The organism is Nocardioides scoriae (assembly GCF_900104965.1).
In the GTDB taxonomy this organism is placed as follows: domain Bacteria; phylum Actinomycetota; class Actinomycetes; order Propionibacteriales; family Nocardioidaceae; genus Marmoricola; species Marmoricola scoriae.
Genome location: NZ_LT629757.1, coordinates 2480453 through 2493427, shown reverse-complemented (window position 1 = coordinate 2493427; position 12975 = coordinate 2480453). Strand labels below are relative to the sequence as shown.

Here is a 12975-nt window from a genome sequence, read left to right as displayed (position 1 = left end):
GTGCTGGCATGAGTGCCGCCTGGGAGTCCGCCGCGCTGAGCGGCGTCCCCGTCGACCCGCGCGTGATGGCCGAGGAGGTCGCCGCCGACCTCGGGCTGCTGTCGGGCTCGGTCATCGAGGTCGTGCGCCTGCACCTGGAGGCCCTCGACAGCGCGATGTCGCTCGACGTCCCCGAGCTGCTGGCCGACCAGATGCGCTGGCAGGCCGTGCGGCTCGCCGCTGCCGGTGCCTCCTTCGGCCCCGACGACGTCGACCGCGCCGTGCGCGCGGCCCTCGCCCCGCACCTGACCGGGATCCAGCTGGCCCAGGTCGAGTCCTTCCACAACGCCTCGGCCGTGCTCGGCGCCAGCGGCGCCCACGCCGACTCCATCGTGGGACTGGCCGACGGCCCGGCCCGCGACTACCTCACCGCGGCCCTGGCCGGACACCGCGACGAGGCCATCAAGGTCGTGCGCCAGGCGATGATGAACGACGTCGACGTCGCCACGATCATGCTCGACATCCTCCAGCCCGCCCAGGTCGAGCTCGGCCGCCTCTGGGAGGCCGGCGAGATCTCGATCGCCCACGAGCACTACACGACCGCCATCACCCAGCTCTCGCTGTCGCTGCTCTACCCGCGGCTGCTGCTCAACCGCACCCTGCTGGGCCGCAGCATCGTGGCCACCAGCGTCGGCTCGGAGGCCCACGAGGTCGGGATCCGGATGATCTCCGACCTCATGGAGCAGGCCGGCTGGCGCACCGCCTACCTCGGCGCCGACGTGCCGCACGCCGACGTCATCGAGCGCGTCGCCCAGCACCGTGCCGACGTGCTCGCGGTCTCGGCGACCATGGCCGGCCACATCCGCGGCGTGCGCGAGCTCGTCGCCGCCCTGCGCGCCGACCCGCGCTGCGCCGGCGTCCGGGTGCTCGTCGGTGGGCGCCCCTTCAGCATCAACCCCCGGTTGGCCGACCTCGTCGGCGCCGACGGCTGGGCACCCGGTGCCGCCGAGGCGCTCGAGCTGTGCCGACGGTGGACGGAGGACAGGACCCGTGCCGTCTGAGGAGCCGGGACAGGAGCTGCTGCTCCGGGAGCTGGGTCGCATCAACAGCGAGCTGGCGACGCACCGACGGCTGAGCGCGATGACGGTCCACGACCTGGCCAACCCGGCCCAGGTGATCATGGGCCTGTCCGAGCTGCTGCTCGACCACCCCACGCTGGACCCGTTCGTGCGCTCCCGCGTCGAGCAGCTGCACCGCTCGGCGGTGACCATGAGCGCGCTGATCGCCGACCTGAGCCAGGGCCACGCCCTCGACGACGACACCCACCACGAGGTGCGCCGGGTCGACCTCGTCGAGCTGGTGAGCTCGCTGGTGGAGCGCCAGCGCGTCCTCGCCGAGGCCAAGGACATGCGGCTGCTGCTGCTCGTCGAGCAGCCCGACCAGCGCGGCTGCTGGGTCGACGGTGACCCGGTCAAGCTCGAGCGGGTGATGGGCAACCTGCTGGGCAACGCCATCAAGTTCTCGCCGCCGCGCTCCACCGTGTCGATCGCGGTCGACCGCGGCTTCGACAACGCCAAGATCGCCGTGCGCGACCAGGGTCCCGGCATCAGCGCCGAGGGCCGCACCCGCATCTTCGAGGTCTTCCACCGCGAGAGCGGCACCGAGCAGGTGCCCGGGCTCGGGCTGGGCCTGTTCATCACCAAGCAGATCGTCGAGAGCCACGGCGGCACCATCGACGTCACCTCCGAGCCCGGGCAGGGCTCGACGTTCCTGGTGGAGATCCCCCTCGCCGCCGACGAGCCGTACGCCGACCTTGCCTGAGCGGCCCCCGGCCGACCCGACCTCCCAGCAGTCCACGGGCCGGGGCGCCTGGGCCGAGCCCGGCGTGGTCACCATCGCGCCCGGCGTCCACCGGATGCCGCTCCCGCTGCCGATGGACGGCCTGCGGGCCGTCAACGTCTACGTCCTCGAGACCGCCGACGGGCTGACCCTGGTCGACGGCGGCTGGGCGATCCCCGCCTCGCGCGAGCTCTTCGACGCCGGGCTGCGGTCGCTGGGCCACACCGCGCGCGACGTGCGCCGCTTCCTCGTCACCCACATGCACCGCGACCACTACACGCAGGCACGCGTCATCGCCTCGGAGTTCGGCGGCCGCGTCAGCCTGGGCGTGGGCGACCGGCCCAACCTGGAGCGGGTGCTGACCGAGAGCGACGGCGCGGTCGAGGACGCCCACCTGCTGCGGCTGCGCGGCGCGGGGGCCGAGCACCTCCACGCCGGCTGGGTCGAGCAGGTGCCGTCGCGACCGCCGGACCGCGGGCAGTACGCCCTGCCCGACGACTGGCTGGTCGGCGACCTCGTCCTCGACCTCGGTGACCGCCGGCTGCACGCCCTCGCCACGCCCGGCCACACCCAGGGCCACTACGTCTTCGCCGACCCCGAGGCCTCCCTGCTGTTCGCCGGCGACCACGTGCTCTCGACGATCACGCCCTCGATCGGCTTCGAGCCGGCCCACGTGCAGCAGCCGCTGCGCGACTTCCTCTCCTCCCTGGCCAAGGTGCGCGCGCTGCCGGACCTCACGCTGCTGCCCGCCCACGGCCCCGTCACCGGCTCCTCGCACCAGCGCGTCGACGAGCTGCTCGCCTTCCACGAGGCCCGCCTCGACGCCTCCCTCGCGGCGGTGCACGGCGGGGCGCGCACCGCGTGGGAGGTCGCGCAGGTGCTGCGGTGGACCCGCCGCGAGCGGCACCTCGACGAGCTCGGCGTCTTCGACCAGGCGCTGGCCACCTTCGAGACCCAGGCCCACCTCGAGCTGCTGGCGCTGCGGGGCCGGGTGGCCCGCGAGGCCGGCGAGACCGTGGTGTTCGGGCCGCTGCGCGAGGCGGCTGTGCTGCCCGGCTAGGCTGGCCGACGTCCGACAGGGGAGCGCCGGGGGCCGTCGAGCCGGAGGCGCTGAGAGTGCGGGAGAGCCGCAGACCCTCGAACCTGCTCCGGTTAGTACCGGCGAAGGAAGTCGAAGGAGACTCCCGATGCGTCCACGCACCCCCGTCCACCGCTCCCCCCTGCGCCCCCGCCTGGTCGCCCTGGCCACCCTCGGGGCCCTGGGCCTGGCCCTCGCCGGCTGCGGCTCCTCCTCCGACGGCTCCGGCTCCGGCGCCTCGGGCGGCGGTGACCCGAAGACCCTCGTGGTGGCCACCCACGACAGCTGGGCCATGGACGAGGACGTCCTGGCCGACTTCACGAAGCAGACCGGCATCACGGTCAAGATCCAGCCCCAGGGCGACGCCGGCCAGCTGACCAACAAGCTGGTGCTGACCAAGGACAACCCGCTGGCCGACGGCGTCTACGGCATCGACAACACGTTCGGCTCGCGTGCCGTCGACGAGGGCATCCTCGCCGAGGACACGGCCGTCGACCTGCCGGCCTCCGCGGAGCAGTTCCGGCTCCAGGGCGCGGGCGACCGGCTCACCCCGGTCGACTACAGCGACGTGTGCGTCAACGTCGACGACTCCTGGTTCGAGAAGCGCGGCCAGGCGCCGCCGACGACGCTCGACGACCTGGTCGACCCGGCGTACGCCGACCTGTTCGTCACCCCCGGCGCGAGCACCTCCTCCCCGGGGCTGGCCTTCCTGCTCGCCACGGTGGCGGCCAAGGGCGACGCGTGGCCCGACTACTGGAAGCAGCTGGTGGCCAACGGCACCAAGGTCGTCTCCGGCTGGTCCGACGCGTACGAGGTCGACTTCACCGCGGGCGGCGGGTCGGGCGACCGGCCGATCGTCACGTCGTACAGCTCCTCGCCGCCGTTCACCGTCCCCGAGGGCGGCACGAAGCCGACCACGAGCGCGCTGCTCGACACCTGCTTCCGCCAGGTGGAGTACGCCGGCGTGCTGGCCGGCGCGAAGAACCCCCAGGGCATGGCGGAGTTCATCTCGTTCATGCTCGGCCGGGAGTTCCAGGCGGCGCTGCCCGACAACATGTACGTCTACCCCGTCGACGACGCGGTCGCGCTCCCGGCCGCGTGGGAGAAGTTCGCCGAGCCGGCCTCCGACCCCTTCGCGGTCGACCCCCAGGAGGTCGACGCGAACCGCGAGAAGTGGCTCGGCGAGTGGCGCGACATCGTCACGCAGTAGCCGGCCGGCCGGCAGGGCGGCTGGCGGGCACGGTCGCCCTCGCGGCCCTGCCCCTGGCCGCCCTGCTGCTCTTCTTCCTCTACCCGGTCGCCGGCATGGTCGGACGCGGCTTCGCGCCCGACGGCCAGCTCGACGTCGGTGCGGTGCTCGACGTCCTGGGTCGGCCCCGGGTGCACCGGGTGCTGTGGTTCACGCTGTGGTCGGCGGCCGCCGGCACCGTGGTGGCGCTGGCGCTCGGCCTGCCGACGGCGTACGTCCTGCACCGGCTGCGGTTCCCGGGGCGCGACGTGCTCCGGGCGCTGGTGGTGGTGCCGTTCGTGCTGCCGACGGTGGTGGTCGGGGTGGCGTTCCGGCAGCTGATCGCCCCGTCGGGCCCGCTCGGCCCGCTGGGCCTCGACGGGAGCGCGGTCGCCATCGTGGCGGCGCTGGCGTTCTTCAACGTCAGCGTCGTGGTGCGCACCGTGGGCGCCTTCTGGGAGTCGCTCGACCCGCGCCGCGAGGAGGCCGCGGCCGCGCTGGGCGCGAGCCCGTGGCAGGTGCTGCGCACGGTCACCCTGCCGGCGCTGCGCCCCGGGATCGTCTCGGCCGCGAGCGTGGTCTTCCTGTTCTGCGCCACGGCCTTCGGGGTGGTGCTGACGATGGGCGGGCTGCGCTACGCCAACGTCGAGACCGAGATCTACCTGCTCACCACCCAGGAGCTCGACCTGACCGGCGCTGCCGCTCTCTCGGTGCTGCAGGTCCTGGTGGTCACCGGCCTGCTCCTGGTCTCGGCCCGCACCCGCCGCACCGCCGGCCCGCTGGCCCGCAGCACCCGTCCGCTGCCGCGTCCCGGGGTGCGGCACCTCCCGGTGCTGGCCTGGACGACCGCGACCCTGGTGTTCCTGATGTCGCCGCTGGTCTCGCTGGTGCTGGCGTCGCTGCGCGGCGCCCCGACCGCCGCCGGGGGCACCTCCTGGGGCCTGGACAGCTACCGCGCGCTCACCACCACGGGCGAGGGCAACGCCCTGCTGGTGCCGGTCACCCACGCGCTGCGCACCTCGCTGACGACCGCGGTCGTCGCGGCGTCCCTGGCGCTGCTGCTCGGCTCCCTGGTCGCGTTCCTCGTCTCGCGGCCGGGCGGGGGTCGCCTCGGCTCGCTGCTCGACGGCGCCTTCATGCTGCCGCTGGGCGTCTCGGCCGTCACGGTCGGCTTCGGCTTCCTCGTCACCCTGGACCGGCCGCCGCTCGACCTGCGCAGCTCCTCGCTGCTGGTCCCCGTCGCGCAGGCGATGGTCGCGCTGCCGCTGGTGGTGCGCACGGTCGCGCCGGTGCTGCGGTCGGTCGACGACCGGCAGCGCCAGGCCGCGGCGTCGCTGGGGGCCGGGCCGCTGCGGGTGCTGACGGCCGTCGACCTGCCCGTCGCGTGGCGGGCGCTGCTGGCGGCGGCGGGGTTCGCCTTCGCGGTCTCCCTGGGCGAGTTCGGCGCGACCGCCTTCCTGGCCCGCGACGACGACCCGACGCTGCCGGTCGTGATCTACCGGCTGATCGGGCAGCCGGGCGCGGAGAACTTCGGGATGGCGATGGCAGCCTCCGTGGTGCTCGCCGCCGCCACCACCGCGGTGGTGCTGGGCGTGCAGCGGCTCCGCGTCGGCTCGGCGGGGGCGTTCTGATGACCGGTTCCACGACCGGCCCCATGACCGGCCCCGCCGGCACCACCGGCGGGCTGCACGTCGACCACCTCGCGGTGCGCTTCGGAGCGACCACGGCCGTCGACGACGTCGAGCTGCACGTGCCGACCGGCAGCGTGCTGGCCGTGCTAGGCCCCTCGGGCTGCGGCAAGTCGACCCTGCTGCGGGCCGTCGCGGGGCTGGAGCGGCCCTCGGCCGGCGCGGTGCGCTTCGACGGCGCCGACCTCGCCCGCACCCCGGTGCACCGGCGTGGCTTCGCGCTGCTCTTCCAGGACGGCCAGCTCTTCGAGCACCTCGACGTCGCGCGCAACGTGGCGTACCCCCTGCGGCTGCGTCGCGTGGAGCGGCGCCGCCGTCGCGAGCGGGTCGCCGAGCTGCTCGCCCTCGTCGGGCTGGAGGGGTACGCCGACCGGCTGCCCGCCACGCTGTCCGGCGGTGAGCGGCAGCGGGTCGCCCTGGCCCGGGCGCTGGCCGTCGAGCCGCGGCTGCTCCTGCTCGACGAGCCGCTCAGCGCGCTCGACCGCGGGCTGCGCGAGCGCCTGGCCGCCGACCTCCACGACATCCTCCACGCCGCCGGGGTCACCGCCGTGCTGGTGACCCACGACCAGGAGGAGGCCTTCGCGGTCGCCGACACGATGGCGGTGATGCGGGCGGGCCGGGTCGTGCAGCAGGGCAGCCTCGGCGAGGTCTGGTCCCACCCGGTCGACGCCTGGGCCGCCGGCTTCCTGGGGTACGCCGAGGTGCTCACCGGCGAGCGCGCCCTCGCGCTGCGCCGGCTGGTGGACCCCGCGGCGGGCTGGGAGGCGCTCGCACTGCGGCGCTCCGCCCTCCGCGTCGACGAGGCCGGCCCGCTGACCGGCGTGGTCCGCGAGGCGCGGCTGACGCCCGACCAGGTCCGGCTCTCGGTCGACGTCGACGGGGTCGGCGTGCTGCCCGGGGTGGCGCGGCCGACGCCGGCGGCCGTGGTCGCCGTGGGGGAGCGGGTGCGGCTCTCCCTCGACCTGGGCCGGACGGCGACGCTCCCCGGCTAGTCCCCCGTGGGGCGCGGCCGGTGGGGAGCGGCGCCGGACCCGCCACAGGGTGAGATGCCGCACGGGTCACAGCAGCGGCCGCTCGCTTCTGTGCCCGGGCTCCCTAGACTGCGCTGTGTGCGCCGCGCCTACACCACCATGCTCACCATCACGGTCTGCATGTTCGCGCTGGCCTACTTCACCGGCCGATCCCTCGGCTACCCGCTGCGCGACCCCGACGGCTTCCTCGGACCGGCGTGGGTGCGCGCGCCGCTGCTGATCCTCGGCGCCTTCGTCGCCGACATCGTGCCGCGCACGCTGTGGCGCTCGCGCTTCAAGCCGCAGCAGTTCCGCGCGGAGGCGACGCTGCTCATCCGCGAGCACTGGACCCGCGAGCGGATCCAGCTGGTGGTGCTCGGCGTCCTGAGCTTCTACGTGACCTACGTCAGCTACCGCAACCTGAAGAACTTCCTGCCGTTCGTGCGCGGCGGCACCCGCTCGGGCGACTACGAGCTGCACAAGTTCGACCAGTGGCTGTTCTTCGGCAACGACCTCGCGGTGCTGCTCCACGACCTGCTCGGCACCGGCATCGCGGCCCACGTGCTGTCCTACGTCTACCTCATCTTCCTGCCGCTCGTGCCGATCTCGGTGACCATCTGGGTGGTCTGGTCGCGCAACGTGAGCTTCGGCTACTGGTACGTCACCGCGCAGTGCATCTGCTGGACGCTCGGCACCGCGAGCTACTACATGATCCCCACGCTCGGCCCCAACTTCGCCTTCCCGTGGCTCTACACCGACCTCGCCCAGACGGGTGTGACCTCGCTGCAGGAGTCGCTGTGGTTCGGCCGGTGGTTCACCATCGACAACCCGCTCGGCGGCGGCGTCCAGTCGGTCGCCGGCTTCGCGTCGCTGCACGTCGGCGTCACCCTGCTGATGGCCCTGGTCACGCAGTACACCGTGCGCCACCGCGCCATCAAGGTCCTGGTGTGGACCTACATGGGCATCACGGTCCTCGCCACGACGTACTTCGGCTGGCACTACGTCGCCGACGACATCTTCGGCGCGCTGATCGCCTTCACGTCCTTCTACCTCGGCGGCCTCGCCACCGGCCAGAAGTTCGACGAGCACGGCCGCCACTCGCACCCCACGACCACCACCTCGAGCGTCCCCGTGGAGTCGGACGCGCGGTAGGGGACCGGGGGGAGGGCAGTTTCCCCGGTCGACCGGGGAAACCGCCCGAGCTTGGGCGACATGTCGGACCTGGCGGGCAGTTCTGCCCGTCAAGTGCGCCCGTTTCGTCCGGTACGCCGCGCGGCGGAGCGGGGCGCCCGCCTGCGAATGACACGTGTGTAGTTCGAGGACGTCTGGGACGCGAGTGTCAAGCCGACACGCGAGTTACAACTCTGTTCTTATGGGGTTGATGTTCCGGATGTGACGAATGGGACCTAGGGTCGTGCCGTCTCGTGCCGTGGGGAAGCGGCGCGAGACCCCCGACGAAAGGTCCCTCGTGCCAGCCGCAGCCCCCCACGCCCGGCCCGCCGCGCTCCGGTCGCTGACCGTCGTGCTGGCCACGCTGGCGGTGGTCGGCACCGGCGTGCTCGGCCCGTCGTACGCCGCGCCGCACCGGCCCGACGACACCCCCGCGGTGCCGTCGGCGGCCGACGTGGCCCGCGCCGACCGGGCGGTGGCGAGCGGGCGGACGCAGGTGGCGCAGATCCAGTCGGCGCTGCTGGCGGCGTCGGCCAGGCTCGAGCAGGCCAACGTGGCGGCCGAGTCGGCCGCGGAGGCCTACAACGGTGCCCGGTGGGCGCTCTCGCAGGCCCAGGACGACGCCCGCCGCGCCGCCAGGGCCCAGCGCGAGGCGAAGGCCGACGTCGCCGCCCAGCGGTCGGGGATCGTCAGCCTGGTCACCGAGAGCTACCAGAACGGCACCGAGCTCGACACCGCCACCGCGCTGCTGACCGACGAGGGTCCGCGCGGGGTGATGAACCGCTACTCCGTCGTGCAGAGCGCCGGGGAGTCGATGGACGCCCGCTACCAGGACTTCCGCGTCGCCTCGAAGCGCGCCGCCGCCGCCACCGCGGAGGCCGACGCCGCCGAGCAGCGCCAGGAGGAGCTCTCGGAGGAGGCGCGCCGGCTCGCGGCCGGTGCCGGCCAGGCCGCTGCCGACGCGGCGGCGCAGGCCGGGTCGATCGCCGCCGAGCAGCGCTCCCTGGTCGCGCAGCTCGCCCGGGCCCAGCACGTCTCCGTCGCGCTGGCCACCCGGCGCCACGCCGCCCTCGAGGAGCGGGCCCGGGAGAAGGCCGCGGCCGCCCGTCGGGCCGCTGCCCACGCGGCCGCCCAGGAGCAGGCGCAGGCCGAGCAGGCTGCCCGTGCCCGGGCGCGGGCCGCCGCCCAGCAGGCCGCCGAGGAGTCGGCGCAGGCCGCGGCCGCCGCCCAGCAGAGCAGCCCGGCCCCGGCACCGGCCCCCGCCCCGAAGCCGGCTCCCGCGCCCGCACCGGCCCCGAACGGCTCGGCCGTCCAGCGCGCCATCGCGTACGCCGCGGCGCAGGTCGGCAAGCCCTACCTGTGGGGTGCCGACGGCCCCGACTCGTTCGACTGCTCGGGCCTGACCCAGCAGGCCTGGGCCCGCGGCGGGATCTCGCTGCCGCACTACTCGGTGGCGCAGTACTACGCCGGCACCCCGATCCCGATGTCGAGCGCCCGAGCGGGCGACCTGATCTTCTGGAGCGACAACGGCGCGCCCAGCGGCATCCACCACGTCGCCCTCTACCTCGGCGGCGGTCGCATGCTCGAGGCGCCCCGGACCGGCCTCGACGTCCGCTACAACACCATCTACAGCTGGTACCCGGACTTCGCCGTCCGCCTGTGAGCACCCTCACCAGGCACGGTCCCGGGTGCACGACTGTGCGCTGATTCACTCCCGATCGCGGCGGTGATCCGGCACAGTGGTCCCATGTCCGAGAGCCCCCAGGTCACCGTCGACGTCCCCGCCCTGAGCCGCCTGCTCGACGGCGAGCACGCCGAGGTGCGCAACCTCGTCCGCAAGAACCTCGTCGAGCAGGCCGACGTCCTCGACGACCAGGTCCACCTCGACGCGACCGCCTTCCGCGAGCGGGTCAAGGACGTCATCCAGCACATGGCCAGCACCGGCGCGACCGGTCTCGGCTTTCCCCAGGAGCACGGCGGCGGCGGCAACGTCGGCGCCTCCATCGCGGCCTTCGAGACCCTCGCCTTCGGCGACCTCTCGGTGCTGGTGAAGGCCGGGGTGCAGTTCGGGCTCTTCGGCGGGGCGGTGCTCCAGCTCGGCACGAAGCGGCACCACGACGCCTACCTGCGGGACCTGATCGAGGCGAGGCTCCTGGGCTGCTTCGCGATGACCGAGTCCGGCCACGGCTCCAACGTGCAGCACCTCGGCACGGTCGCGACGTACGACGTGGAGACCCGCGAGTTCGTCATCACCACCACGACCGAGTCGGCGCGCAAGGACTACATCGGCAACGCCGCCGCCCACGCCAGCCACGCGGCCGTCTTCGCGGTCCTCGAGATCGACGGGGAGAGCCAGGGCGTGCACGCCTTCGTGGTGCCGATCCGCGACGCCGAGGGCCACGACCTGCCCGGCGTGCGCACCGGCGACGACGGCGCCAAGATGGGCCTGCACGGCGTCGACAACGGCCGGCTGTGGTTCGACGGGGTCCGCGTGCCCCGGGAGAACCTGCTCAACCGCTACGCCGACGTCAGCGAGGACGGCGTCTACTCCTCCGACATCGAGAACCCCGACCGCCGCTTCTTCACCATGCTCGGCACCCTCGTGCAGGGCCGCGTCAGCGTCGGCGGCGCCGGGGTCTCGGCCAGCAAGGTCGCGCTCACCATCGCGGTGAAGTACGCCCTCAAGCGCCGCCAGTTCGGCGCTCCCGGCAGCGACGAGGAGGAGCTGCTCCTCGACTACGGCCTGCACCAGCGCCGGCTGCTGCCCCGCCTGGCGACGTCCTACGCCCTCCACTTCGCCCAGGAGGTGCTCGTCGCGCAGCTCCACCAGGCCTCGACCGACCCCGACTACCCCGAGCGCGACCGCCGCGCGCTGGAGTCGCGGGCCGCGGGCACCAAGGCGCTGGCCACCTGGCACGCGACCGACAGCATCCAGGAGGGCCGCGAGGCCTGCGGCGGTGCGGGCTACCTCGCGGCCAACCGGTTCGCCGCGCTCAAGGCCGACACGGACGTGTTCACCACCTTCGAGGGCGACAACCACGTGCTGCTCCAGCTCGTCGCCAAGGGCCTGCTGACCGACTACAGCACCAACTTCGAGGAGCTCGACCAGTTCGGGGTCGCCCGCTTCGTGGCCGACCTCGCCGTCGAGACCGTGATCGAGCGGACCGCGGTCCACAAGCTCCTGGAGCGGCTGCGCGACGTGCTGCCCTCCTCCGACGACGGCAGCGACGAGCCGACCCTGCTCGACCCCGACTACCAGCTCGCGATGCTGCGCTGGCGCGAGGAGCACGTGCTCTCCGGGGTGGCCCGCCGGCTCAAGCGCGGCATCGACGGCGGCACCGACCCGGTCGCGGTCTTCAGCCAGGTGCAGGACCACGTCATCCACGCGGCCCGCTCCCACATGGAGCGGCTGGTCCTCGAGGCCTTCACCGACAAGGTGGCGGCTGCGAGCGAGGACCCCAACCACGACGTGCTGGCGGCGGTGCGCGACCTCTACGCCCTGTCGACCATCGAGGCCGACCGCGCCTGGTGGATGGAGCACGGCCGGCTCTCCAGCGCCCGCAGCAAGGCGGTGACCCGCGAGGTCAACGCGCTGTGCCGCCGGCTGCGGCCGGTCGCCGACGACCTCGTCGACGGCTTCGCGATCCCGCCGGAGATGCTGCGCGCGGAGATGCTCGAGCAGGGCTACTGAGCCCCGTGCAGCTCCCGGGCCTGCGCCTTCCCGGTCTGGGCGGCTGGGAGCAGGACCCCCTGTGGGCCACGGTCTACGACTGGAGCGTCGAGCACCCCGGTCCGGGCGGGTGGTTGTGGCGGTGGGGGATCGGCAGCGACCTGCGCCGGCTGTACGCCGCGGCCTCCGAGATCGGCCGCCTGCCCGACGACGCGGTGGTGCTCGACGTGCCGAGCGGGGGCGGCGTGGCGCTGCGCGGGCTGCGCCCCGGCCAGCGGGTGCGCTACGTCGCCGCCGACATCGCGCCGACCATGCTCGCCCGCACCCTCGCGGCGGCCCGGCGCCACGGTGTGACCGCGGTCGTGGAGCCGGTGGCGGCCGACGTCGCCGCGCTGCCCTTCGCTGGGGCGACCTTCGACCTGGTCGCCAGCTTCACCGGCCTGCACTGCTTCCCCGACCCGCGCGCCGCGGTCCACGAGATGGGCCGGGTGCTGCGGCCCGGCGGCGTGCTGACCGGGAGCGCGCTGCTGCAGGACACCGGGTGGCGCTACGAAGCCGTGCGCCGCGGCGGTCGGATGGCCGGGCTGCTGGGTCCCGGCGCCGACTCGCGGCAGGTGCGGGCATGGCTGGACGAGGCCGGCCTCGACGAGGTCACGCTCTCGCCCTCGGGCGCGGTCGTCTACTTCCGCGGCGTACGACGGGGCTGACCGGGGCGCCCGCCCGGCTCAGTTGTCGGTGGTGCGGCCGGCCTCGGGGGCGGCGTCGCCCTTGACCGCGGAGCCGTGACCGTGCGGCTCGTCCTCGAAGCGCTTGAACGAGCGGCGGACCTCGGCCTCGGCCTCGGTGCGGCCGACCCACTCGGCACCCTCGACGGACTTGCCGGGCTCGAGGTCCTTGTAGACCTCGAAGAAGTGCTGGATCTCGAGGCGGTCGAACTTCGAGACGTGGTTGATGTCGCGCAGGTGCTCCAGGCGCGGGTCGGTCGCCGGGACGCACAGGACCTTGTCGTCGCCGCCGGCCTCGTCGGTCATGCGGAACATGCCGATCGCGCGGCACTTGATCAGGCAGCCGGGGAAGGTCGGCTCCTGCAGGATGACCAGGGCGTCGAGGGGGTCGCCGTCGAGGCCGAGGGTCTCCTCGATGTAGCCGTAGTCCGCGGGGTACTGCGTGGAGGTGAAGAGCGTCCGGTCGAGTCGGATGCGGCCACTCTCGTGGTCGACCTCGTACTTGTTGCGCTGACCCTTGGGGATCTCCACGAGCACGTCGAACTCCACGGCACTTCCTTCCAGCAGGCGTCGTCGCAGCCTCCTGGG

Annotated in this window: 11 protein-coding genes and 1 riboswitch; of the genes, 10 read left to right on the top strand and 1 reads right to left on the bottom strand. The window is 73.8% G+C overall.

Features of this window, described 5'->3' with window-relative positions:
- Positions 1-8: 8 nt before the first annotated feature.
- The 10 genes from BLU55_RS11930 to BLU55_RS11885 all read left to right on the top strand — a co-directional run bounded on the left by BLU55_RS11930 (position 9) and on the right by BLU55_RS11885 (position 12369).
- Positions 9-1040, top strand: coding sequence for a cobalamin B12-binding domain-containing protein (locus tag BLU55_RS11930; RefSeq protein WP_172833904.1), 1032 nt, complete (start codon positions 9-11; stop codon positions 1038-1040).
- A complete protein-coding gene (locus BLU55_RS11925; protein WP_091729950.1) occupies positions 1030-1800 on the top strand; it encodes a sensor histidine kinase in 771 nt (256 codons plus the stop codon). The genes BLU55_RS11930 and BLU55_RS11925 overlap by 11 nt, the downstream gene beginning before the upstream one ends.
- On the top strand, positions 1793-2878 hold the full coding sequence (locus BLU55_RS11920; RefSeq protein ID WP_231916846.1) for an MBL fold metallo-hydrolase: 1086 nt from the start codon (positions 1793-1795) through the stop codon (positions 2876-2878). Before BLU55_RS11925 ends, BLU55_RS11920 begins: the two co-directional genes overlap by 8 nt.
- 7 nt (positions 2879-2885) lie before the next feature.
- Positions 2886-3005: riboswitch (TPP riboswitch) on the top strand.
- On the top strand, positions 3006-4106 hold the full coding sequence (locus tag BLU55_RS11915; protein ID WP_091729947.1) for a thiamine ABC transporter substrate-binding protein: 1101 nt from the start codon (positions 3006-3008) through the stop codon (positions 4104-4106). It begins immediately after the preceding riboswitch.
- A complete protein-coding gene (locus BLU55_RS11910) occupies positions 4082-5755 on the top strand; it encodes an ABC transporter permease (RefSeq protein ID WP_231916845.1) in 1674 nt (557 codons plus the stop codon). The genes BLU55_RS11915 and BLU55_RS11910 overlap by 25 nt, the downstream gene beginning before the upstream one ends.
- The gene (locus tag BLU55_RS11905) at positions 5755-6804 is read left to right on the top strand and encodes an ABC transporter ATP-binding protein (protein WP_231916844.1); all 1050 of its coding nucleotides are present in this window, start codon (positions 5755-5757) and stop codon (positions 6802-6804) included. Before BLU55_RS11910 ends, BLU55_RS11905 begins: the two co-directional genes overlap by 1 nt.
- Positions 6805-6921: 117 nt before the next feature.
- Positions 6922-7974 (top strand): phosphatase PAP2 family protein, encoded by a 1053-nt coding sequence (locus tag BLU55_RS11900; RefSeq protein ID WP_231916843.1) that lies wholly within the window; start codon positions 6922-6924, stop codon positions 7972-7974.
- Between the two features lie 316 nt (positions 7975-8290).
- Positions 8291-9655, top strand: a complete 1365-nt coding sequence (locus BLU55_RS11895) for a C40 family peptidase (RefSeq protein ID WP_091729939.1) — start codon at positions 8291-8293, stop codon at positions 9653-9655.
- Positions 9656-9739: 84 nt separating this feature from the next.
- Positions 9740-11683 (top strand): acyl-CoA dehydrogenase family protein, encoded by a 1944-nt coding sequence (locus tag BLU55_RS11890; RefSeq protein WP_091729936.1) that lies wholly within the window; start codon positions 9740-9742, stop codon positions 11681-11683.
- Between the two features lie 5 nt (positions 11684-11688).
- Complete coding sequence (locus BLU55_RS11885; protein WP_157682837.1) at positions 11689-12369, top strand: class I SAM-dependent methyltransferase; 681 nt, start codon at positions 11689-11691, stop codon at positions 12367-12369.
- A gap of 18 nt (positions 12370-12387) precedes the next feature.
- Here BLU55_RS11885 and BLU55_RS11880 read toward each other — a convergent pair whose 3' ends face one another.
- Positions 12388-12966 (bottom strand): inorganic diphosphatase, encoded by a 579-nt coding sequence (locus BLU55_RS11880; RefSeq protein WP_456237710.1) that lies wholly within the window; start codon positions 12964-12966, stop codon positions 12388-12390.
- Between the last annotated feature and the right edge of the window lie 9 nt (positions 12967-12975).